Annotated in this window: 28 protein-coding genes and 1 pseudogene; 3 read left to right on the plus strand and 26 right to left on the minus strand. The window is 34.3% G+C overall.

Going from position 1 to position 23,320, the window contains the following annotated elements:
- Window positions 1–28 precede the first annotated feature (28 nt).
- The 9 genes and pseudogenes from AC3HD6_RS04970 to AC3HD6_RS05010 all read right to left on the minus strand — a co-directional run bounded on the left by AC3HD6_RS04970 (window position 29) and on the right by AC3HD6_RS05010 (window position 7,752).
- The gene (locus AC3HD6_RS04970) at window positions 29–1,618 is read right to left on the minus strand and encodes an NAD(P)-binding protein (protein ID WP_488895375.1); all 1,590 of its coding nucleotides are present in this window, start codon (window positions 1,616–1,618) and stop codon (window positions 29–31) included.
- On the minus strand, window positions 1,593–3,107 hold the full coding sequence (locus tag AC3HD6_RS04975; protein WP_488895376.1) for a polyamine aminopropyltransferase: 1,515 nt from the start codon (window positions 3,105–3,107) through the stop codon (window positions 1,593–1,595). Before AC3HD6_RS04975 ends, AC3HD6_RS04970 begins: the two co-directional genes overlap by 26 nt.
- Window positions 3,100–3,315 (minus strand): DUF350 domain-containing protein, encoded by a 216-nt coding sequence (locus AC3HD6_RS04980; RefSeq protein ID WP_065396003.1) that lies wholly within the window; start codon window positions 3,313–3,315, stop codon window positions 3,100–3,102. The genes AC3HD6_RS04975 and AC3HD6_RS04980 overlap by 8 nt, the downstream gene beginning before the upstream one ends.
- 13 nt (window positions 3,316–3,328) lie before the next feature.
- Window positions 3,329–3,520, minus strand: coding sequence for a hypothetical protein (locus AC3HD6_RS04985; RefSeq protein ID WP_488895377.1), 192 nt, complete (start codon window positions 3,518–3,520; stop codon window positions 3,329–3,331).
- A 3-nt stretch (window positions 3,521–3,523) separates the two neighbouring features.
- On the minus strand, window positions 3,524–4,987 hold the full coding sequence (locus AC3HD6_RS04990; protein WP_488895378.1) for a DUF4178 domain-containing protein: 1,464 nt from the start codon (window positions 4,985–4,987) through the stop codon (window positions 3,524–3,526).
- A gap of 3 nt (window positions 4,988–4,990) precedes the next feature.
- Complete coding sequence (locus AC3HD6_RS04995) at window positions 4,991–5,350, minus strand: S-adenosylmethionine decarboxylase family protein (RefSeq protein WP_488895379.1); 360 nt, start codon at window positions 5,348–5,350, stop codon at window positions 4,991–4,993.
- A 20-nt stretch (window positions 5,351–5,370) separates the two neighbouring features.
- The gene (gene ctlX / locus AC3HD6_RS05000; protein WP_488895380.1) at window positions 5,371–6,294 is read right to left on the minus strand and encodes a citrulline utilization hydrolase CtlX; all 924 of its coding nucleotides are present in this window, start codon (window positions 6,292–6,294) and stop codon (window positions 5,371–5,373) included.
- Between the two features lie 67 nt (window positions 6,295–6,361).
- Window positions 6,362–6,757, minus strand: a pseudogene (locus tag AC3HD6_RS05005) (four helix bundle protein).
- An 80-nt stretch (window positions 6,758–6,837) separates the two neighbouring features.
- Complete coding sequence (locus AC3HD6_RS05010) at window positions 6,838–7,752, minus strand: dimethylarginine dimethylaminohydrolase family protein (protein WP_488895381.1); 915 nt, start codon at window positions 7,750–7,752, stop codon at window positions 6,838–6,840.
- Window positions 7,753–8,042: 290 nt separating this feature from the next.
- Between AC3HD6_RS05010 and AC3HD6_RS05015 the strand changes: the two genes are divergently transcribed.
- Together AC3HD6_RS05015 and AC3HD6_RS05020 are read left to right on the plus strand one after the other, a co-directional pair.
- Window positions 8,043–8,207, plus strand: a complete 165-nt coding sequence (locus tag AC3HD6_RS05015; protein WP_488895382.1) for a hypothetical protein — start codon at window positions 8,043–8,045, stop codon at window positions 8,205–8,207.
- 293 nt (window positions 8,208–8,500) lie between these two features.
- Complete coding sequence (locus AC3HD6_RS05020) at window positions 8,501–8,665, plus strand: hypothetical protein (protein WP_171817581.1); 165 nt, start codon at window positions 8,501–8,503, stop codon at window positions 8,663–8,665.
- 37 nt (window positions 8,666–8,702) lie between these two features.
- Here the strand turns inward: AC3HD6_RS05020 and AC3HD6_RS05025 are convergent, their stop codons facing one another.
- The 11 genes from AC3HD6_RS05025 to AC3HD6_RS05075 all read right to left on the minus strand — a co-directional run bounded on the left by AC3HD6_RS05025 (window position 8,703) and on the right by AC3HD6_RS05075 (window position 19,314).
- Window positions 8,703–10,874, minus strand: coding sequence for an outer membrane beta-barrel protein (locus tag AC3HD6_RS05025; protein ID WP_488895383.1), 2,172 nt, complete (start codon window positions 10,872–10,874; stop codon window positions 8,703–8,705).
- Between the two features lie 80 nt (window positions 10,875–10,954).
- Window positions 10,955–12,019 carry a helix-turn-helix domain-containing protein gene (locus AC3HD6_RS05030; protein WP_488895384.1) on the minus strand — a complete coding sequence of 355 codons (1,065 nt, stop codon included), beginning with the start codon at window positions 12,017–12,019 and terminating at the stop codon, window positions 10,955–10,957.
- A 164-nt stretch (window positions 12,020–12,183) separates the two neighbouring features.
- Window positions 12,184–12,360: a hypothetical protein gene (locus tag AC3HD6_RS05035; protein ID WP_488895385.1), complete on the minus strand. Its 177-nt coding sequence runs from the start codon at window positions 12,358–12,360 to the stop codon at window positions 12,184–12,186.
- A gap of 102 nt (window positions 12,361–12,462) precedes the next feature.
- Window positions 12,463–13,749, minus strand: a complete 1,287-nt coding sequence (locus AC3HD6_RS05040) for a citrate synthase (protein WP_309434739.1) — start codon at window positions 13,747–13,749, stop codon at window positions 12,463–12,465.
- 84 nt (window positions 13,750–13,833) lie between these two features.
- Window positions 13,834–15,126, minus strand: coding sequence for a phosphopyruvate hydratase (eno, locus tag AC3HD6_RS05045; RefSeq protein ID WP_045491082.1), 1,293 nt, complete (start codon window positions 15,124–15,126; stop codon window positions 13,834–13,836).
- A 216-nt stretch (window positions 15,127–15,342) separates the two neighbouring features.
- Window positions 15,343–15,900, minus strand: a complete 558-nt coding sequence (locus tag AC3HD6_RS05050; RefSeq protein WP_488895386.1) for a hypothetical protein — start codon at window positions 15,898–15,900, stop codon at window positions 15,343–15,345.
- The gene (locus tag AC3HD6_RS05055; RefSeq protein WP_488895387.1) at window positions 15,897–16,103 is read right to left on the minus strand and encodes a hypothetical protein; all 207 of its coding nucleotides are present in this window, start codon (window positions 16,101–16,103) and stop codon (window positions 15,897–15,899) included. The genes AC3HD6_RS05050 and AC3HD6_RS05055 overlap by 4 nt, the downstream gene beginning before the upstream one ends.
- 18 nt (window positions 16,104–16,121) lie before the next feature.
- Window positions 16,122–16,445 carry a hypothetical protein gene (locus tag AC3HD6_RS05060; RefSeq protein WP_488895388.1) on the minus strand — a complete coding sequence of 108 codons (324 nt, stop codon included), beginning with the start codon at window positions 16,443–16,445 and terminating at the stop codon, window positions 16,122–16,124.
- Between the two features lie 127 nt (window positions 16,446–16,572).
- Complete coding sequence (locus AC3HD6_RS05065; RefSeq protein ID WP_488895389.1) at window positions 16,573–17,358, minus strand: sensor histidine kinase; 786 nt, start codon at window positions 17,356–17,358, stop codon at window positions 16,573–16,575.
- Window positions 17,359–17,994: 636 nt separating this feature from the next.
- Window positions 17,995–18,675: a hypothetical protein gene (locus tag AC3HD6_RS05070; protein ID WP_488895390.1), complete on the minus strand. Its 681-nt coding sequence runs from the start codon at window positions 18,673–18,675 to the stop codon at window positions 17,995–17,997.
- Window positions 18,676–18,681: 6 nt separating this feature from the next.
- Window positions 18,682–19,314 carry a response regulator gene (locus AC3HD6_RS05075; protein ID WP_488895391.1) on the minus strand — a complete coding sequence of 211 codons (633 nt, stop codon included), beginning with the start codon at window positions 19,312–19,314 and terminating at the stop codon, window positions 18,682–18,684.
- Window positions 19,315–19,659: 345 nt separating this feature from the next.
- On the opposite strand from AC3HD6_RS05075, the gene AC3HD6_RS05080 reads away from it, so the two are divergent.
- Window positions 19,660–20,094, plus strand: coding sequence for a hypothetical protein (locus AC3HD6_RS05080; RefSeq protein ID WP_488895392.1), 435 nt, complete (start codon window positions 19,660–19,662; stop codon window positions 20,092–20,094).
- Between the two features lie 112 nt (window positions 20,095–20,206).
- Here the strand turns inward: AC3HD6_RS05080 and rplQ are convergent, their stop codons facing one another.
- From rplQ to rpmJ, 6 genes are read right to left on the minus strand one after another with little or no spacing between them, the layout of a single operon-like run.
- Window positions 20,207–20,728, minus strand: a complete 522-nt coding sequence (gene rplQ, locus AC3HD6_RS05085; RefSeq protein WP_068940268.1) for a 50S ribosomal protein L17 — start codon at window positions 20,726–20,728, stop codon at window positions 20,207–20,209.
- 6 nt (window positions 20,729–20,734) lie between these two features.
- Window positions 20,735–21,730, minus strand: coding sequence for a DNA-directed RNA polymerase subunit alpha (locus AC3HD6_RS05090; protein ID WP_065400328.1), 996 nt, complete (start codon window positions 21,728–21,730; stop codon window positions 20,735–20,737).
- Window positions 21,731–21,763: 33 nt separating this feature from the next.
- Window positions 21,764–22,372 carry a 30S ribosomal protein S4 gene (gene rpsD / locus AC3HD6_RS05095; RefSeq protein WP_068940270.1) on the minus strand — a complete coding sequence of 203 codons (609 nt, stop codon included), beginning with the start codon at window positions 22,370–22,372 and terminating at the stop codon, window positions 21,764–21,766.
- A gap of 19 nt (window positions 22,373–22,391) precedes the next feature.
- Window positions 22,392–22,781: a 30S ribosomal protein S11 gene (rpsK, locus tag AC3HD6_RS05100; protein ID WP_034694697.1), complete on the minus strand. Its 390-nt coding sequence runs from the start codon at window positions 22,779–22,781 to the stop codon at window positions 22,392–22,394.
- Window positions 22,782–22,793: 12 nt separating this feature from the next.
- Window positions 22,794–23,171, minus strand: a complete 378-nt coding sequence (rpsM, locus tag AC3HD6_RS05105) for a 30S ribosomal protein S13 (RefSeq protein WP_034694696.1) — start codon at window positions 23,169–23,171, stop codon at window positions 22,794–22,796.
- Window positions 23,172–23,178: 7 nt separating this feature from the next.
- Entirely contained in the window at window positions 23,179–23,295 is a 117-nt protein-coding gene (gene rpmJ / locus AC3HD6_RS05110; RefSeq protein WP_007839480.1) for a 50S ribosomal protein L36, read from the minus strand.
- Window positions 23,296–23,320 lie beyond the last annotated feature (25 nt).

Here is a 23,320-nt window from a genome sequence, read left to right on the forward strand (position 1 = left end):
TTTATAGGAACTATTGATCCGTTACATTTTATATCATTTGTTCTGCGGTTCGCATTCCCTGATAAAAAGCTTCTTCAAAAATAGAGATTCCTGAAAGGTCAGAATGAGCGAAGAAAACTTTACCATCAATAGGCTCTTTTGCAACTTTTGTATGGTCTCCAAAAATCTGATCAGGAGTAGGGGCAATCATGGCATGTCCTATTTTGTGAAACTGCATTTCAAGGATAAAATCCTCGATTAACGGATGAGCTTTTTTCAAATCCTCTAAAACTAAACTTTTAAGTACAGTTTCTTTCATGGAATACAGTTTCTTCCTTGCCTTTTTACAGTCATTGGTAGAAAAACTTTTATAGTAAGTAATTACTTTTTCGCCCATAATCTGATTGACATTCTGATGCTGGTCAAAAATATATCCTAAGCCAGATGATCCGTAAATTACATTATCCCAAGCAAGCTCTTCATCTCCTCCAAATTCATTCTTCAGAGTAATCGTAGTCAAAAGCCATGGTACATAATGGAATGATGAAGCCTTTCTGTTGTTAAAAATTCTTTCATTAACAAATTGTGGGGTTGCCAACAATACTTTATCTGCAATGGTTTTTATGGTCTTCTTCTGAAGATTATCAAAACTTAAAACTTCGACCTTATCATCTATTTTAATATCAAAAACTAAATTCTTAGTTAATAATTTTTCTTTTGTATACTTTGATAAATAATGAGTTAACTTTGCATTTCCTTCCGGCCATGTGAATACCTGATCCCCATATTTTTTGCTCCAATTGTTTTTCCTGCCTGCAAAATAATGGATTCCAGCCCATGTGGAAACATAGTCAATTCCTAAACCGTAATCATCTCTGCAAGAATAGTCCAATACCCAAAGAAGTTCTTCAGATTTGAAATCATATTTCTGCAGCCAGTCTTTAAAGAGAATTTTTTCCAATTGAATCACTTCATCTTCTCTGCTGGAATCATGAACCGGAATGGCAAACCAATAGTTTCCCTGAATATCTTTCTTTTGACGAAAGTCATCCATCATTTTGAAAAAACGTTCAAACTCTTTTTGTACTTCTGTTGTAATTCCTTTTTGGGGTATAATATCATTCTGCCATGCGTTTTTATAGAACAGTCTTTCCTGCTGTGGAAAAGTCATCTGATATTCATCCAAAATAGGTTCTCCATTTTCCTCTATTCCCTGGCAGATACCACATTCTGTAAGGAATTCTATAATTTCTTTATTTTCTTTATTGGGTAAGGGCAGATAATGAGCTCCTAATGGGAATTTTGAAAACTTGTTCTGACCATTGGAAGAATTTCCTCCCAGATGGTCTTCCATTTCAAGCACAAGATAATCATTCTCTCCATGCTGGCTGAAAAATCTGCAGGCAGAAAGCCCGGAGATTCCCCCGCCCACCACAAGGTACTTCGTGTGGATAACTTCTGTAAATTGTGGAAAATCCTTCGCCCATAGTTTATGTCCTAAGACATGATTGGTTCCCGTGATCTTCAGCATTAGAGACTTTACCTTCTTTCCGCAATATTGCAGAAAAGGTAACATCAGACTGCCTAACAATACTGTTTTCAGGAAATCTTTTCTACTGAACTTTTCCCCACTCTTCATCGAAATAACGGACTAGTATCTGGTTGTCCAGACGGTTAACTTCTACCTCATTCACCTTCATGTCTTTGCTGAAATATGATATTTTTGAAAAATCATAATCATAATATTTCAGATTAGGAAGTCTTCTATACACCTTATTATTGACTGGTTCAAAGGAAGCCATTGAAAAACCCCATTCTCCAAATGACGGAACATAGGTATGATATGCCGAAGTAAAAGGAAAAATCTGATTCAGGGTTTTCTCTATGCACCAGAAAGATTTCGGAGCAAAATAAGGAGAGGTGGTTTGTACTACAATTTTAGTATCAGGAGTAGCCAATCTTTCAAGTTCTTTATAAAACTGCAAAGAATACAGCTTTCCTAAGCTGTAATTGGACGGATCCGGAAAGTCTATAATGATGACATCAAATTTTTTCTTATTTTCTTTTACCCAGATATAAGCATCTTTGTTGATCACTTCTACCTTTGGATTAGACAAAGAACTCTGATTCAGCCTTCGCATCGTTTCATTGGTTTTGAAAAAATCTGTCATTTCTCCATCCAGGTCAACAAGCTGGATCTTTTTCACATCTTTATATTTCAAAACTTCACGGACTGCGAAACCATCACCTCCCCCCAGAATAAGAACATGATCAACATTTTTTGACATTGACATTGCAGGATGCACTAAAGCTTCGTGATAGCGATATTCATCAGTAGAGGAAAACTGCAGGTTATTATTCAGATACAACCTAAATTCCCGGTTATTTCTGGTTAGAACGATTCTTTGGTAAGGAGAACTTTTTGTGTAAACAACATTTTCACCATACAGCTTCTCTTCAGAATAAGACAAAATTTTATCCGAAAAAATGAAAAGTCCAACCAGTAAAATAAATGCAGCGATTGATTTTATTTTTAACGAGAAAGGTTTCGATAATTCTTTTTTAAGATAAAAGCATAAAAATATAGCGATAGAAATATTGATGAGTCCAAAGAATAAAGGAGTCTTTACAATTCCCAGCTGAGGAATTAAGACCAAAGGAAAAAGAATAGATGCCAGTAACGCTCCGATATAATCAAAAGCAAATACGTTTGAAACTAAATCTTTAAACTGGACTTTATCTTTCAAAATATTCATAAGGATAGGAATTTCCACACCTACCAAACATCCTGTAAAAAAGACAAAAAGGTATAAAACGCTTTCAAAATGCGCCAATGTATTAAATAAAACAAAAAGTACAACTGAGCTTACCCCGCCAACAATTCCGACCAGGATTTCAATTTCGACAAACTTGTCGATAAGGTTTCCCTTAATGAATTTGGCCAGATAGGAGCCTACTCCCATAGAAAACAGGTAAACTCCAATGATAAAGGAAAACTGCTTTACAGAGTCACCTAAAAGATAACTTGCCAATGCTCCGGCTACCAATTCATAGATCAATCCACATGTCGCAATGACAAATACAGAAAACAATAAAAGCAGCTCAAGAGGAATCCTCTTCTTATCCATGAATTGCTGCGCTTATAATCATTGAAATTCCTATGATAAAAGCTCCAAAAACAATAGCCAGTGCTATATTTTTATTTTGAGCAATTTCATGCCATGTTTTTTCCGGAGTCAGTTTTTCAATAATGAAATAGCATATTAATAAAATAGCAATTCCTAAGAATGAATAAAGAACTGAATTGAATATTGGAATCAGATTAATGTTGTCCATAGTTTTTTAATTTTTATTTGTGATAGTATCTGTAGAATCCTGCCCTGGAATGACTTCTGGTAGTTCCGTCGCGGTAATTTTCTGTTTTGGCACAGTCGCAGAATTGGTTTCCTGTAAACGTAAGATAAACAAACCAGGTCATAAAAAATCCTCCAATAGCCAACAACAGCCAGTTGCTTTTGATATAATTGATTATTCTTTCCATGATTTAGTGATTAGCATAAGGTGAATTGGAACTATTATTCCATTTGCCTGATTCGAAAACACGTTTCAGCCAATGGCACACTACGGTAAAAATGATAAGACAAACCAGAATAATTCCAAAGTTCCAGAATGAAACCGGAAGCCAAGTGGCTTTAATATTCACGGATGGATTTTTGTCGTAATTTCCAGGATAATTATATTCCTGAGGCATATTGAGAAGTATAGAATCTAATTTCCCAGTCTCTTGTATTGTATTCTGAAGATCGGTTCTTCGTATGATCTCCCTTGTCAAAATTTCTATATCACTATAGGTATTGATTGTTTGATCTTTATCATTTTTGAGAGAGAAACCTCCTTCATTATTTTTAAGAATTGAAAAGTCAGCATTTTGCGGCCTATAGCCAGATTTGAACGGATCTTTTGTGCCTCCTTCTTTCTCTGCTGAAATCAGGAAATGATAAGTTCCGCCGGGAATACCACATAAGTTGAAATCTTCTGTCTGGCTTCCTTCACTCCAGCTTTCACCCCCTTCATATCCGGAATATTGCTCAATATCTTTAGAAGCATAAACTACTTCGTTGTTTTTTTCATTCACAAGACTAATCCCTACATTTGCCCAAGAGTTATTCACAGCAGAAAATGCACGTACTTTTAACGGTGCCGATCCGCCAGAAAGGGTAAAGCTTTTGCTCACTACTTCCTTATCAGTAACATCTGCGAAATTGATACTTTGTTCAAAGACGGTCTGATTACTTCTTGAAGTGACCACATATAATTGTAGAATACATATTAATAAAGCTACAATAGCCATGATATTGGTGCATTGTTTTACATTAAAAAGAAAAGGCTGAACAATTCCTGTTCCGGCACGGTAAGGCAATTCTTTGACCCCAAATGCTTTTTTAATCTCAGCTCTTGAAATATGAGTACCTTTAAAAAACTGCACTGATTTTCCATATTCCTCACGGGAAATCATTTCAGTACCGTTTACATATTCTTTGTAAGTAGCCAGTCCAAATGACAGCTTATCTTCAAAAAAACCGGCGGCAGCATGTATTGTGCAAGGTGTGGTTTCGTACCATCTGTAATTTTTGCCATTTGCTTCAGCGTAATATTTGAACTCTTTAAAGGCAAAATCTACAGGACGAAGAAAAACCCAGTGTCCATCACTCTCGCTGAGATAAACATTATTTCCTGCAGGATCTTTTAATGAGTATTCCCGCCAAAAGGTATCCGAGCCATATTTTTTAATAACAATATTAATCACCCAGTACTCTGTACCATAGAGTAAACCTTTCTGACCTACTGCTAAAACAACGTTTTCCACAGGTTTTTTAACAATCCTCTTTTTTGTAGACTCTCCTACTTTAACGAGGCTATCGCAGTCGCTGCAGATAAATTCTTCAATGGCAAAATCTATTGCCAGATCGTTATTATGGGTTTGGCAAATGGGACAAATGTGATCCATTTTTTATCTGTAAATTTTGTGTTTTTGAATGGTATTAGCTTTAAAATATTGAATAACCTCATCTGCAATCTGCTCTACTTTTTCGGTGTTGTCCTGGGTATAATTACAAAGAAAAACATCGAAAGTAAGCTGCTTAAATTCCGGCCACGTATGAATACAGAGATGCGATTCTTTAAGGCAAACTGCCGAAGTAAAACTCTGGTTTTCAAAAATATGATTGGTTATTCCTACAATCTCTACTTCTTTGGTTTTCAGAATACTTTCTGTAAACGCAAGAAAACCTTTGCTGTCCAATAACAAATCTTCTGACTCTGTTTCCAAAGTCAGAAGAATGTGTAAACCTTTATTTGATAATGGGTTCAATTAATTTTTTCGTAAATATATTATTTTTTTGGAAGAAAAACTTCTGCAAGCATACATCTTGCACTTCCGCCTCCATTTACTTCAATGGTATTTAAATCAGAATAAATAATTTCGCAGTATTTTTCAATTGAAGCTACTTGCTCTGGTCTTAAAGACTTATATGCTGTTTGGCTCATTACAAGGAATTTTTCATTCTCTTTATTTTGAACCTGAAGCATATTACCTGCAAACTGCTGCATTTGCTCTTCTGAAATTTCAACAATTTCTTTTCCTGAATTCTTGATGGTTTCAATTACTTTTTCTCTTTCCAGCTCATCATCAATACAATCAAGGCAGATTACTACAAATTTATCAGCTACACACATCATAACATTGGTGTGGTAAATCGGAAGCCTTTCTGTACCTACAGTTTGATAAGAGTGAAAAACTACTGGTGTAAATCCATATTTATCACAGAATTCTCTAAATAAATTTTCATCTAATCTCAAAGAAACAGAACCATAAGCAATCTTATTATCGTGATCGAAGATCATACTTCCTGTTCCTTCCAGAAAATGACCTTGTGTTTCCGGAAATGACCAATCGTCAATTTCAGTAATTTCGAAACCTTGATCTTTGATGCTTTCAAGAATATCATCTCTTCTTTCCACTCTTCTGTTGGATGCGAACATGGGATATAAAACCACTTTTCCATCTTTGTGGAAACTTACCCAGTTATTTGGGAAAATGGAATCCGGGGTATGAGGATCTAATGTATCTTTTATAGTAATCACATTGATTCCTTTCTCTCTCAGTTTTCCAACGAAGGTATTGAATTCTGCTAAAGCTTTTGACTGAATATCAGAACCTGTCTGCTCTACCTGAAAGTAATTATTTTTTGCTGTTTCTGCATTATAACCGAATGCAATCGGTTCTATCATTAATACTGTATCTGTTGTTTGCATTTCTTTTAAGTTTGAGGTTGTTAGTGTATGAGTGTTTGAGAGTTGTCAGTACGTTTTATCAATTCTTCTATTCGGTATCGAATGAAGAAAATGAACACCATTTTTCTGACTGATTAATCATATTCACTAACATCCTTATTATTTGATTATACTGATTATGCAAATTGTTAAATTGCTCTTCATTGATATAGTTGCAGGCATAGGCAAACTGATTCCATGTTTGGGTTTCCCCGGCCTCGCCTTCAGAGTCTGTAAGTTTAGCTATAAAGGATTTTTCATACCTTCTTTTTCCCCAAGCTTCACTTACATTAGCTGTTACCGATCTTGATGATCATCGTATCTGATCTGTAAGAGAATAGAGTTCTTCTTTAGGAAAAACTTTTGAGAGTTCATAAATCTGCTGTGCAACCTCAAAAGATTTTTGATACACTTTTAGATCCTGATGAAATTTAATCGTTGACATAATTACTTATTTAAGATTAAAAAATTGTACTAAAACTCTCCCACTCTAAAACTCTCCTACCCTATAACTCTACCACTCAACTATTCTCTTACAAGCGGCATGGTAGAGCATCTCAACAGCCCCCCCATTTTAGAGATTTCTCTATAAGGAATTTCTTCTACGGTCATTCCCCACACATCTCTTAGGTGATTGTTCATTCTGGTGAATGCTTTGTCTGAAACGACAACATCTGGAGAAATAGAGAAAATATTCGGGAACATTTCAAACATTTCTTCATCATTGATGTGGAAACAGTTTTCTTCCCCGAAAATATCAATGATAAGGCGATAATCACTTTCGTCTACGAATCCGTTTTTGTAGATGATACATTTATCTTCTCCTACCGGATTGAAAGTACAATCCAGGTGTAAAATTCCTTCAAAAGGTACTTTATCATTTTTCTTCAGTTCAAGATCAATGATTCTTTTCTTAGGAAAATATTCTTTTAAAATTTCAATGGCATACTCGTTGGTTCTTGCCGTTTTATAATTTCTGTAATCTTCACTGAAGCAGGTTCCGATGAAAATAAAATCATTCCATACGATAACATCTCCTCCTTCAATATGTGCTGTTTCCGGGAGATTAATAATTTTTCTCCAGGCTACTTTTTCAAAAACACTTTTATATGCCTCCTGCTCATCTGCTCTGTCTGCAATCACATTGGAAATAATCATTTTATCATCGATTACAAAAGCTACATCTCTTGAAAATACCTGGTTGTAATCTTCAATGATGCTTGGGCGCAGTACTTCAACGTCATATTTTTTTAGAACTGCTTCAAAGGCGTTCATTTCATTAATAATATCCTCTTCTTTAGGATAAATGTTGTGTTCGATTGAGTAATATGACTTAGCGTCATAACTTTCCTCTAGCGTGGGAATGGCTCCCAATGAATTAGGCTGGCCTAGAACTACTGACTTCAGCCTACCCGTTTCGTTTTTAATGTTTAGTCTCATAAAGATTTATGCAATACTACAAATATAAGTAAAGGTCTCTATCTAGAAAATTTTTGAATTATTTTATGTCTCAAATTTAACCATATTAGGTACCCTCTTTTAGCGAAATTCTCCCCCTATCCAACAAACCGTAGTATAAAGCACACAAAAACGTCTACAACCTACTATATTTCATCTACATAAGGACAAAAAAATAGATTTTTTTACAATTTAATATCCTACATTAGTGATATAATTTTCGCGAAATTATATAGGCTAAAACTTTATTATTAACATCAAAAAACAAAGTCATGGACAAGAAAAAATCTGTGCTGAAAAACGCACGAAAATTAGAAAGAGACCAACAAAAATCAATTATTGGTGGTGAATTTACCGGCCCCAGAAAATGTTGTGAGTGGGATGATGTAACCGGATCCTGTTTCCTTTGGGTGTGTAACAAATGTGGCTGCCCATAAAGTAATAAGAAAGCCGTTTTATGAATTTTGAAACGGCTTTTTTTATTATGCGATCACGAATTAATTCAGTTTAAAAATTTTTCATTTTAATACTACAGAACTATGATAGATTCTTCATATTCTATTTAAAAACATTCATATGTCTTAATGGATTTTAGCACAACTTATTATATTTCACACACATAATGATAAAAATTTCTTTTTAGAATAAAATAAATTCCTATATTAGTGATATAATTTCCATGAAATTATATTGTTTAAAACTTAACTATTAACATCAAAAAATCAAAATCATGAACAAAAACAATCCAGTGCTTAAAAACGCACAGAAATTAGGAAGAGAGCAACAAAAATCAGTAACCGGAGGAATTGGTATCAACAGACCAAGATACTGCTGTGAGTGGAATGACGATGGAAGCTGCAGAATTTGGACATGTGGTAACTGCGTTTGTCCTTAATCAAAATAATAAACCTGCTTTTCCAAGCAGGTTTTTCTTATCTTGCTCTACTCTCCTCTTCTGTTCTCTGTACTTCTTTTACCTGATATTTTGAGCTGCCAAAATTATAGCTTAATGAAAAAAAGAACCGACTATTATCCCACCAATGCCTAAACTGGTTGTCGATAATCTGTTTATATCTGAACTCTAACTTCTGATCATAACTATCAAAAATATTATTATAGCCGATCTTTGTGTTCAGTTTATTATCCAGCCAGGATTTTTGAATGGATAGATCTATGTTATAACGTGGTTTGATAATATAAAGACTGTTACCAGTTTTAGATTCATAATTAGCAAATAGATTAACAGTATATCCTTTGGGCAAAGTAAACACATGATTTGACCTGATTTCATAGTTATAAATACCCAGTGTAAAAACCTGATCAAGGTAAGGTCTGAACTCATAATTGTAATACCCCGTAATCTGGCTGGTCATACTCCACCATTTTGTAATTTTCACAGGAAAACTTGTTTCCAGCACAGCAAAATTACGGTAAGGAAGATTGGTTCCCAGATATTCCAGCACATTGGTTTTTGGGTTATATAGGGGATAGCGGGTCATGACATCTTTTTCTTTTCCTATCGTAAAACTTGTGATCCAGTTTTTATACCGGTAAGTTGCCTTGATTTGACTTGTAAAAGAGGGTTGCAGATAAGGATTACCTATCCAATAATTCAAAGGACTGAAGTAATACCGGAACGGATTAAGCTGTGAAAAAATAGGTCTTGTAATTTTTCTGCTATAGGAGAGCGAAAGTTCATTAGATTTATTAAATGTATAGTTTGCACTGAAGGATGGTAACCATTCCAGATAATTTCTTGAAACAATAGAATCTATAGTAACAGCATCAGAAATACTATTTGTATTTTCAAGCCTTAGTCCTGCATTGATCTGAAGCTTTCCAAATTTCTTTCTATACGCCAGATAACCTGCAATTATTTTCTCTTTGTAGGAAAACAGATTACTTCTCTCGGGATCAAATACAAACTGGTTATTCACAGATAAAGTATCATACCGGATATTGTTATGGGTTTCTGAATGACTATATTTAAGCCCCGCTTCTACCTCCGCATCTCCTATTTTTTGGGAGGCATCAATCTGTCCTGCATAAATATTGATCTCGTTAACCAGATCAGATTTCCAATAAGACAAAACCTTTGAAGAAGGCTTGTCTCTATCAATAAAATCGTCTTGTTGTTTGTTTTTTACTGAGAGATAATTGCCTAGATAACTTATTTTAAACCCTTTGTCCTGAAAAGAATAATCAGTGGTAATCCCGTAATTGTTTTGATAATAATCCGTTGGGTTTTCATTTTCTGTATTAAAAACAAGCTGCGTTTCACTTTTATCAGTAGTATATAATGAACCTGAGCGCATCCGCTCGGAATCTCTGAAATTCCCTCTGAGGTTCAGACCAATCCTATTTTTATCATTCAATCTGAAATCTACTCCTGTCTGAATGTTGTAGACCTTTGTTTGGTCCTCCTGATACGTTCTGGTCCTCATAACATTGGTATTAGCCAACTGTTGTAATGCATTGTATCGGTAAACTGAGATCCCATCGTTATATCCTGCCTGCAAGCTGTATGCTGCTTTTTCTGTGTTATAAGTAAGGTTAAGTGTATTCTCCCGGTAACTAAACTTATATGCATACAAATTTCCATTATAACTGCCTTTCCAACCCAAATTGGTATTCTTTTTCAGCCTAATATCAATAATCCCTTTAAATTCAGCATCATATTTTGAAGATGGATTGGTATTTACGTCAATAGATTCTACCATTTCCGGTGATAAAGACCTCAAATAAGCTTGCAGCTCCTGATTACTCATTACAATAGGTTTACCATCAATGAATATTGCAGGGGACACTCTTCCTCCAATAAAAATCCCACCTTCCAGATCAACTGTAACTCCAGATGTTTTTCTCAATACGTCGAGGAGATGGGTTGAAGTTTTAAAGTCTTTGTTTCCAGAAACAGCCATTGTCAAATTTCCATCATTCAATTTAATACTGCGTGGTGCAGATTGGATAACAACTTCTGAAATATTTGTCGTTGGAGATTTTTGTTGAGTTAAAGAATCAGATCCATTCTGCGTTGTGGCTTCCTGTGCTTTTCCAAAAACTGATAGAAACAGCAGCAGGAAAAACCATAATTTGATCATCATAATTTTTAAATTTTATGAGATCAAAATTATTAGCGTGTTATAAAAATCAGGTTTTAGAATTAAAATTCCGCAGTACTAAATTATAAATTTGAACTCTGTAATCTAGGCTCAGTAAGGGTTTGCGACTGTTTGTATAGAAGAGGGGTAGTATTCTTTATTTTCTTGAATGTTGAAAAGAATGTAGATTTAGAATTGAATCCTACTTCATAACCGATCTCTTCAATTTTCAGGTAAGATCCATTTTCTATTTTTTCACAGGCTTCGCTGATCCTGTACTCATTGATGTAAATAGAAAAACTTTTCCCCAAATTATCATTCAGCAGTTGAGAAAGCTGATGGGCAGAAATATTCATTCTGAAGGCAAGATCACTCAGCTTAAGATTCGGATTTTTATAAAGTTCTTCAGTATTCATCAATCTTTCTAATCTAGACACAAAGTTATCCGCCTGCACTTCTGAAATTTTCTTATTGGAATATCTCCCATTATTGTCTTTTACGGGAAGCTGATAATATTTTTTATTGAATAAAATTAAAAAGTTAGCATACAGAACGAATGAAAAAACCAGGCTTCCTCCTGCACAATAGATCGGTAACCAACCTGTAGAAACCAACTGATAGGTTAAAAAGATAATTACATTACTGATGAGAACTGGGAGAACAAATTTGTTAGGACTCCTGATATGATGTTTTGTATATAAATAAAACTGGTATACAGTAAGAAATACAAATATAGACCAGATAGCATAAATAAAGGTTCCAAAATAATGATCCCAGGTCAAAGGAAAGAATAGGTATAATAGGCCAACACCTCCTAATATCAATGTAAGGATTCCAAATAATTTACGACAATTCTTAAACTCAAAATTTCCCTGCTGAAATGAAGATTTAATGTAATAATATAAAGCCGGGCCAGCAAAAAATAATGCAGAGAGTCCTAAATGTGGAATGATCCTTGGCAATTCCGGATAAAAGTAAATACATACCGAGATCCCTACTCTTATACTTAGCATAAGGAGAAGAAGCCCAAGGAAAAAGTTGGGCAGATATTTCAGTTTTTTAACAAACAGCAGATAAATACCTAGCAACAGCCCATTAAAGGCACCTACTGCACTGAAGAAAAAAAGCAACTGTTGTCCGAAGGTCATGGCTTATTTATTTTTCTAATATCAATTGTTCTATCAATAGAAACCGACTAAAGTCCATTTAATCGATCAATATTATTCATTTGGCTTTAGCCGAAACTTATCTTTTTACAAGAGTAAATTTAATAAATTATTGGATTGAATTTCAGACAGATGGAATGTTTTTTTTAGGTTTTGGCTAAAGCCAATGGATTTCTTTTATTTCTAAACGGGCTAAAGCCCGTTTCTATTGAATAATAAGCGTTGTGGATAATATTGTGGATAACGTTGTTCGGGTAATTATAATACCCCATATCCTTAGCCCCGATAGAAACGGTTACCCCGCAGCAAGTTTTGGACAGCATGGGCGCGAGGAGTAAAAGTGGATAGCGGGAAATAGCTCCTCATCACAAAAAACAAAAAATCCCAAAGCAAGCCTTGGGATTTTGATATTGTATAAGCAAATATTATCTGCTTGCGATATCGATATAGTTTCTTTCCTGAGCACCTTGGTAAACCTGTCTTGGTCTTCCGATTGGGTCTCCTTTCAATCTCATTTCTTTCCATTGAGAGATCCATCCTGGAAGTCTTCCTAATGCGAACATTACTGTAAACATTTCTGTAGGAATTCCTAACGCTCTGTAGATGATTCCTGAATAGAAATCTACGTTTGGATATAGTTTTCTTTCTACGAAGTACTCATCTTCAAGGGCTACTCTTTCTAACTGCATTGCAATGTCTAGAGCTTTATCCTGGATACCTAATGCTTTAAGGATATCGTCAGCAGCTTTCTTGATGATTTTTGCTCTTGGATCGAAGTTTTTGTACACTCTGTGTCCGAATCCCATTAGACGGAAGTTATCAGCTTTATCTTTAGCCTTAGCAACATACTTAGATACATCACCACCATCTTTTTCAATAAGCTCAAGCATTTCGATTACAGCCTGGTTGGCTCCACCGTGAAGTGGTCCCCAAAGTGCAGATACCCCAGCAGAGATAGAAGCAAAAAGACCTGTGTGAGCAGAACCCACCATTCTTACTGTAGAAGTAGAACAGTTTTGCTCGTGGTCAGCGTGAAGAATTAATAATTTATCTAAAGCATTTACTACTACTGGATCAATTTCGAAATCAGCGTTTGGTAATCTGAATGCCATTTTGTAGAAGTTCTCTACGTAGTTTAGATTGTTATCACCATGGTTTAATGGTAAACCTTGAGTTTTTCTGTAAGTCCAAGCACAAAGGTGAGAGAACTTAGCAATCATTAACTCTGCAGCGTGATCCATTTCTTCTTTAGAGTTTACGTTAACGGCTTTCGGGTTGAAAGCTGTCAAAGCAGAAGTTAAAGAAGATAAAACTCCCATAGGGTGAGCAGAACGAGGAAAAACATCAATGATTTTTTTCATCTCATCTGCGATGAAGTTATATTTTTTAATATTATTGTCGAAAGAAGTAAATTGATCCTGAGTAGGTAATTCTCCATGTAATAAAAGATACATTACTTCTGTGAAGTTAGATTTCTCAGCAATCTGCTCGATTGGATAACCTCTGTAGAATAATTCTCCTTTATCTCCGTCTAAGTAAGTGATGTCGCTAATAGTAGCTCCTGTATTTTTGTAACCTAAATCCAGAGTGATCAAACCTGTCTGGTCTCTTAATTTCGAAATATCAATCCCTCTGTCTCCGATAGTACTATCCACGATTGGATATTCATATGAATTACCGTCGTAATTCAATATTACTTTGTTGTCTGACATTATTTATTTATTTTTTTTAAATATACCACTTTCCATAAAATACGGCAAACAAAAATTATCGCTTGCCGTTATTTATAAATTCAATTATCTTTTTATTTTAAATGCTTCTAATCCTGGGAAAATTGCAGTTTCACCAAGAGCTTCTTCAATTCTCAACAATTGGTTGTATTTTGCCATTCTGTCTGATCTTGAAGCAGAACCTGTTTTGATCTGACCACAGTTCATAGCAACAGCTAGATCAGCAATAGTAGAATCTTCAGTTTCTCCCGATCTGTGAGACATTACTGAAGTGAACTTGTTGTTCTGAGCCATCTGTACAGCAGCCATTGTTTCAGAAAGAGAACCAATCTGGTTTACTTTTACAAGGATTGAATTGGCAATTCCTTCTTTTACTCCTCTTGATAATCTGTCAACGTTGGTTACAAATAAATCATCTCCTACTAACTGTACTCTGTCACCGATTTTATCTGTTAACATTTTCCATCCTTCCCAGTCATCTTCCTGCATACCATCTTCGATAGAGATGATTGGATATTTAGCTGCTAATTCAGCAAGGTAAGAAACCTGCTCTTCTCTTGATCTGTGAGCTCCTTTATCTCCTTCGAATTTTCTGTAATCGTAAGTTCCGTCTTTGTAGAATTCTGAAGCAGCACAGTCTAATGCCAACATAATGTCGTCACCAGGCTTATAACCTGCTTTTTCGATTGCCTGAAGCAAAGTATCCAACGCATCTTCAGTTCCGTTGAATGTTGGAGCAAAACCACCTTCGTCTCCTACTGCAGTAGAAAGACCTCTTCCTTTAAGGATTGATTTAAGATTGTGGAAAATTTCTGTTCCTTTTCTCAAAGCGTGAGAGAAAGAATCTGCTTTTACCGGCATAATCATGAATTCCTGGAATGCGATAGGAGCATCTGAGTGAGACCCACCATTAATTACATTCATCATTGGAACTGGAAGAGTGTTTGCATTTACTCCACCTACATATTTGTATAGAGGCATTCCAAGCTCAGCAGCAGCAGCTCTTGCTACAGCTAAAGAAACTCCTAGAATTGCATTAGCTCCTAAATTTCCTTTGTTAGGTGTACCATCCAGCTCAATCATAATCTGATCGATATAGTTTTGTTCAAAAACAGGCTGTCCAACTAAATTCTCTGCAATTACTTCTTTTACATTTTCAACAGCTTTCAAAACTCCTTTCCCTTGGTATTCTGAACCTCCGTCACGTAATTCTACAGCTTCATGTTCCCCTGTAGATGCTCCTGAAGGAACAGCTGCACGACCCATCGCACCGTTTTCTGTAAATACATCCACTTCAATGGTAGGATTACCTCTGGAATCTAAAATTTGTCTTGCTTCTATGTAAGAAATTGCACTCATTTTTTATTTTTTTTAGTTTAGACAAATTTAATCAAAATTTAACTTTTAGGGGTATTTCATTGGATTTTTTTGAAGTAATTCGCCGTTAAATTTTAGTTAATTTATATTATGATAAACCGAGAACTTTCTTTCTTCTCCTTTGAATATTTCCCATAAAAAAAATGATATAAAAAGCTCCAAGTACTATAAAATACTGGAGCTTATATTTCTCAATAACTATTTATTAATATTATACTTTGCTCTTTCCTCTGGAGTGAGAACCCTTAGCGTTTTTGCCATCTCTTCTTTAGCTTCACTTTCGGCTGTTTTCGCGGCTTCTTTCTGTAACTCTGTGATAGCTTTTACAACAACTTGGAAACTTTGCCAATACAATTCCCCTTTACATTGTGACTCAAAATTGATACAATGTTCTTCCATTCTATATAAAGCATCTCTGAGCATATTAACAGATGCTGTTCTTTCGCCAAGTTTAGATAGAGTTTCTGTAATTTTAGTGATTTGCTCTAGAGAAACACTCTGCCCTGACGGCATCTGAGCAGCTAGTTTATTAGTAAGGTCAGTAGTGGTTGCTATAGCTGCATCAGGCTGTACTTCAGATAAAATTTTATTAATTTTCCCTTTTTCGTCAATATTTAAAACAGCTCCTCTTCTCATCGCGTCATATGACATTTGATAATTAGAATTTGAGGTCTTTAGCTCTTTCACTGTTGCTCGGTGCTTGATATTACAAGAAGTAAGCAAACTTAAAATGAGTAGGTAAATAATTGTTTTCATGATGTTTTATAATTAAATACTGATAGGTTAGTTGAATCGAATTTTGAGCTCCCATGAGCCAATACAAGTGCAATCGCTGTAAAAGCGTTAAAATTTAAGTTTTCCAAAACTTTAGGCTCTCCATCTTCGAGTTTTAAAACAATCTTACCTCTTGAGGATGTAATATTCCAATCTAAAATGTAATATTCAATAATGGTTTGCATGATAATTATTTTTAATGGTTATTTTCTAAGGGAAGGAGATAAAAGACCTGCTAAAGCACCAATGGCTCCTAATGAAATGGTAGCAAAGATGGTTACCAGCTGACTGTCTGGTTTGTCACTCCAAAAGGAAAGAAGGATGAGCCCTGCAATAATGGCTATAATAGCCAATCCAAGCATAATCACAATAATCCTGTAAATCCAATAGTCTGTTTCTTTTGGATTTCTTATTTCTACATTTTTAATGGCCTCCACAGGATTGCTTCTAAACTTCTCCTGAAGATCTGCATTGTTCTTTAAAGCTTCCTGTAAATCTTCAATACTGTCGTTAATTAAAGTTTTCATATCAGTCAAGTTTTATTACATCAAAGTTCACTCTAAAAAAACACATGTGTCAATTACACAAAAGGGTGATTATACAAGCAAAACAGCACCATTAAAAATGGTGCTGTTTATAAAAATTGGATAATAATTAAAGTCTTACTTCAAAAGTCAGGCAAGTTCCTGAGCTTTTAGATAGAATTTTACATACTCCTTCTGCTTCATTCATTCTTCGTTTCATATTCCGGAGTCCGTTTCCTTCTGATTGATTATCGGGAATACCGATTCCATTATCCTGAATCTTCATAAAAAAATTATTCTGATTTTGAGAAAATGAAAGTTTTAAATTATTTGCCTGACTATGCTTATACACATTATTAACCGCTTCTTTTAAGCATAAAAAAAGATTACGTCTCAACTCTGTAGAAATGGGAGTATCAGAAAGAATATCTTCACATTCTGAATGAAGGACAATTTTTGTTTTCTTTAAAAAATTACTGGTATACTGTATGGCATAATCAGTGAAGCTTCCCAATGTATCATTTCCCGAGTTCAGACTCCAGAGCATTTCCCGCATAGAAATATTCATTTCCTCTGAGGTCTTCAGTAATTCATCTATGTCATTCTGAAGTTCATTGTCTTCAATTTTATATTTTAGAAATTCAGCTTGAAGTTTCAGTGCCGAAATACCTGCACCCAGATCGTCGTGCATATCATGGGAAATACGTTCACGTTCTTTTTCAATAGATCTTTGCTGTTCGAGTTCTTTTTGGAGCAGTTGATTTTGGTGTTCAGCTTCTTTGAGTTGCTGCTCTTTAATATATAAAAGTTGCTTTCTATTATACATAAGAACAACAAAAACAATAAAGATCACAAATACCAACATGACAATGGTGATGATAATGTAGGTAAGTCTTATTTCATGTAATTCATTCATGCTTTTTTGAATATTTAATAAGGCTAATAAAAAATAGTAAATAAAAAAGAATATTTATTACAAAAAAAAATGATTGGGAAATAATAAGCACTTGTTCATCCATCTTATCAAATAAATATCTTGGAATAATTCTTAAAAGAAAAAATACTCCCCAAAATAATAAAGCACAAGAAATCCAAAATTTGGGATCACTGGTTATACTTTTTGAATCTGGATATTTTAGTTTTCCATACAGCCATATTAAGCTATATACAATATAAGCCAAAGCAAACGAAATCCCTATGACCTGGTTAACCTCTTTATAACTTTTGTAAAAGAAAACAATGTAAATAATGAGGAAAGAGAAGAAAATGATTTTGTTCAATATAATAAACTCTTTTTTCTGCATCATATTAAAATACTTCAGAAAAAAGTAACAGCAAAAGAGAATATAAATATTATATAAAACACCAAAATCAGAATTATCATTCAAGAATTCCTGTATCAAAAACATCAAACATTCAAGGGAAAAGCTAATACAAAGATATGCATACAGAAAATCCTGTTGCTTTCCTCCTTTCTTTATTAATAGTAGAATTGAAAAAAAAGCAACAAGAGATAATACAATCAGATATAACAATGAGAGAAAAGAATACATTATGGATGCATATTTCCTATATCAAAATAAACCATATCTTGATCATCAGGTGAATATTGGAGTGTTGTTTTACAGCAAGCTTTATCAATTTTTAGCATAATGTTAGGGCGATAAAAAATTTCATCATCAGAACTTCCACCAATAAGAAGTACTCCACCAACTAAACTTGAAAAATTTTTATAAATTCTTTCCATTGAATAGGTAATATAAGTTGTTATTTCCTGTTTAGAAAAAGTTTGATTAAAGTATACATAATACTCTAAAATACATTTTCTATATTGTTCAAAGTCTGAATCCTTCACTGGCTCAAGCATATTATTTCTAAGTACGTAAACTTTTTCACCTTGTTGCAAAGGAACTTTATTTTTCTCATTAAAATTGAAGATGAATAACAATGATATTTTTCCATTCTCATAAATGAAATAGATATGTAAAAATTTGAAAGTCCATAAGTTCTTCCTAACAATTTCATCAAGGTTGCTAATGACAAAATCCCTAGGGTAACCTGCAAATTTTGAAATATTAGTTGCTTGCACTCCTTTTGTCTCTTCATCTATTTGAAAATTAAAGAATATGTCTAACAATCCATACTTTTGAAAAAAGTCGCTTTCTAATGAGCTGGTTAAAAATTGATTAAATATCTCTCCAATTTTTGGAGTAATAAATAGTTTCTTTTCCATGATTTCTTAGTTTTTAAAATGGTTAAATTTATTAATAGCCTCCACTTTATTATTGACATGGAGTTTTCTGTAAATATTTCCAACATGTTTTTTTACAGTATCTATGCTGATACATTTTTTATCAGCAATTTCTTTGTAAAGAAGCCCTTGTGAAAGCAATTCAAGAATTTCCTTTTCCCGGTATGTAAGTTCATCGAAGCCTTTAATTTCAGGAAGTTTTTTTTCAAAGTGCTGAAGGACTCTCCGGGCAATGGAAAAACTCATAGGAGCACCACCGTTATACACATCCCTGATAGAAGAAAGTATTTTATCCATGCTTTCTCCTTTCACAAGATATCCCATTGCACCGGCTTTTAAAGAATTAAAGATCTTTTCATCATCTTCAAAACTGGTACACATGATGAACTGGGTTTCGGGCATATCTTTTTTGAGCTTTTCAATGATTTCAATACCCAGCATATCCTGCAGCTGGATATCCATCATAACAACATTGGGAGAAATATCTGGAAGGTTTTTTAAGGCATCATTACCATCAAAGAACTGAGCAACAACTTTCATATCCTGCTGATAATTGATCACCTTCTTCAACGCATTGTTGTAGTTCTTTTCGTCTTCTACTATGGCGATAGAAATGCTCATGTCTTTTTTATTTGAAACAAATTTCAACAGAAAACAAATGAGAATCAATTACACCTTTGTGTAATATTAAAAGTTTGAATTTAGAGTTATGGTTAGTTTTTTATTCCTATTAAAATTAATTATTTTTCTATTTCAAAACCTTATTTTTTTAATAAATTTTAACAAATCTAAGCAGGCAGTACATTGGTAATGATTCCGTTACTAATAACCGGAAATAATTTCTGTATAATTAAATGAGAAATGGGTTTAATTTTGTAAAAAACAACAAAAATTCACCATATTGTAAGGCATGATTTTTGTAAAATTAAAGAGTAAAAATCATATTGAATATCAAATAATATAATCATGAAAAAAAGTCTTTTAGCCCTTGGCGCTGTCCTTACATTAACGGTAATCAGCTGCAAAAAAAGTGAAAGCGGGAACAAAAGTATCATTAAAACAGATAGTACAGAAACAGTAGTTACTGATCATAGCGGAAAGATTGATTCTGTAAGCCAAAGTTCATCAACAGTTGACGTTAATGGACAGAAAACTGCAAAAACCGATTTCGTCTATAAAGCAATGGATGGAACATTGGTAAAAGTAGTATTTAAAAACGATCCGAAAGAAAATACTCTAACCATTACCAGCAATAAAAAAACATTTGTTCTTACTAAGGCAGAGACCAAAGGAGATGAAACTGTTTATAAGAAAGATGATATGACTGCAAAAGTAAAAGGTGACAGCCTTCACCTGGAACAAGGAAATAATATCATTCCGCTCAAAAGAACTAAAATCTAAAACAATAAAACCCTCAACTTGAATGAGGGTTTTCATTTCACCTAATATCCGCTTTTAAACAATAAAAAAGCCACCCGTATCCGGATGGCTTTCATTTATATCTGAATGAATATTATTCTTCAGTTTTTTCTTCAGTAGTGTCAGCTTTAGCTTCTTCTACTTTCTCTTCTACTGCAGGAGCATCAGCTACTACAGCTTCAGCTTTTTTAGGTGCAGCAGTTGATCTTCTGCTTCTTCTTGTAGCTTTTTTCTCCTCTGCATTCGGGTTGTAAAGCTCGTTGAAATCTACCAATTCGATAAGAGCCATATCAGCAGCATCACCTGGTCTGAAACCTGTCTTAATGATTCTTGTATAACCACCGTTTCTTTCAGCGATTTTAGGAGCTACAGTTCTGAATAATTCAGCAACCGCAAATTTATTTTGAAGGTAAGAGAATACTACTCTTCTGTTATGTGTAGTATCTTCTTTTGCTTTTGTTAATAGAGGCTCAACATATACTCTTAAAGCTTTAGCTTTAGCTACAGTAGTGTTGATTCTTTTATGCTCAATTAGAGAACAAGCCATATTAGAAAGTAAAGCACTTCTGTGAGAAGCTGTTCTTCCTAAGTGATTGAATTTTTTACCGTGTCTCATTATTAATTATTTATCAGCGTCTAACTTATATTTTGCAACGTCGAAACCGAAGTTAAGACCTTTTGAATGCACTAATTCTTCTAGTTCTGTCAAAGATTTTTTACCAAAATTTCTGAATTTCATCAAATCAGACTTACTGTAAGAAACAAGCTCTCCAAGAGTTTCTACTTCAGCTGCTTTCAGACAGTTAAGGGCTCTTACAGAAAGATCCATATCTGCTAATTTAGACTTAAGTAGTTGTCTTGTATGAAGTGTCTCTTCGTCATATTGGATAGATGCTTTTACAGCTTCAGTTTCAAGAGTGATTCTCTCATCAGAGAATAACATGAAGTGATAAATTAATATCTTAGAAGCTTCTGTTAAAGCATTCTGAGGGCTGATAGACCCATCAGTTTCTATATCTAATACAAGTTTTTCGTAGTCTGTTTTTTGCTCTACACGATAATTTTCAATGCTATACTGTACTTTCTTGATCGGCGTGAAAATAGAGTCAATTGCAATAGTACCTACAGGTGCATTGTTTGACTTATTTTGTTCTGAAGGAACATATCCTCTACCTTTTTCAATATTGAAAGTAATTTCGAAAGTTACATCAGTATTTAGGTTACAAATCACTAAATCCGGGTTTAAAACCTCGAATCCGTTGATCGATTTTCCTAAATCACCAGCAGTAATAATCGTTTGACCTGAAACTTTAGCAACAACCTGCTCGTTAGCCTGGCCTTCTGCTGCAGCTTTTAATCTAACCTGCTTTAGGTTAAGAATAATTTCGGTAACGTCTTCGATTACTCCTGGAATAGTTGAAAATTCGTGCTCTACACCTTCTATTTTGATAGATGAAATAGCGTATCCTTCCAGAGAAGAAAGCAACACTCTTCTCAAAGCATTACCGATTGTAAGCCCGAAACCTGGTTCTAAAGGTCTGAATTCAAATTGACCTTTAAATTCATCAGAGTTAAGTAAAATTACTTTATCGGGTTTTATGAATTGTAAAATTGCCATATTATTGGGTTGAGCAAAAATTTGATTAAAAAATTATTTAGAGTAAAGTTCGACGATAAGGTTCTCCTTAATGTCCTCCGGAATTTGGATTCTTTCAGGAGCAGAAATGAAGGTACCTTCTTTCTTCTCATCGTTGAATTGTAACCACTCATAGTTTGACTTAGAAGCCAATGCATTGGTAACAACTTCAAGAGACTTAGACTTTTCTCTTACAGCGATTACATCACCAGCTTTTACCAAGTAAGAAGGGATATTAAGAATTTCTCCGTTCACAGTGATGTGTCTGTGAGAAACTAATTGTCTTGCTCCAGATCTAGTTTTAGCAAAACCTAATCTGAAAACAACGTTATCCAATCTTGATTCACAAAGTTGTAATAGAACTTCACCTGTTACTCCTTTGCTTCTGTGTGCTTTTTCAAATAAGTTAGCAAACTGTCTTTCTAAGATACCGTAAGTATATTTAGCTTTTTGTTTTTCAGCTAACTGAACTGCGTATTCTGATTTTTTAGCACCTCTTCTTTTGTTAGGACCGTGTTGTCCTGGCGGTTGGTTTTTTCTTTTTTCGAAGTTCTTATCATCTCCGTAGATTGCAGCACCAAACTTTCTAGCAATCTTAGTTTTAGGTCCAATATATCTTGCCATAATGGGTAAATTCTAAAAATTAAACTCTTCTTCTTTTTGGTGGTCTACATCCGTTGTGTGGCATAGGCGTCACGTCAACGATTTCTGAAACTTCAATTCCTGAATTGTGGATAGATCTGATAGCAGATTCTCTACCTGCACCTGGACCTTTCACAAACACCTTTACTCTTCTTAAACCAGCTTCGTGAGCTACAGCAGAGCAATTTTCAGCTGCCATCTGAGCAGCAAATGGAGTATTCTTTTTAGAACCTCTGAAACCCATTTTACCGGCAGAAGCCCAAGAGATAACCTCTCCGTTTTTATTTGTTAAAGAAATGATGATGTTATTGAAAGAAGCTTGAATATGTGCTTCACCAATAGCTTCAACTTTTACTTTTCTTTTCTTAACTACTTTAGTTTGTTTTGCCATAATTCCTAACGATTATTTACTAGCTTTTTTCTTGTTAGCAACAGTTTTTCTCTTTCCTTTTCGGGTTCTAGAGTTGTTTTTCGTTCTCTGGCCTCTTAAAGGTAATCCAAGTCTGTGACGTATTCCTCGTTGGCATCCTATGTCCATCAATCTCTTGATGTTCAATTGCACTTCAGATCTTAATTCTCCTTCAACTTTTACGTTTTCTAAGATATAAGTTCTGATGGCAGCCAATTCATCGTCATTCCATTCGTTGACTTTTTTGTCTTCGCTGATACCGGCAGCTTTAAGGATTTCAGAAGAAGTACTTCTTCCAACTCCGTAGATGTAAGTTAAACCGATAACTCCTCTTTTGTTTTTTGGTAAATCAATACCTGCAATTCTCGCCATAATTTAATTAACCTTGTCTTTGTTTAAATTTTGGGTTCTTCTTGTTGATTACGAACAGTACACCTTTTCTGCGTACGATTTTGCAATCAGCGCTTCTTTTTTTAATTGATGCTCTTACTTTCATTTTGATAGTATTTATTTTTTACAAA

This window comes from Chryseobacterium sp. II3a (assembly GCF_057815135.1).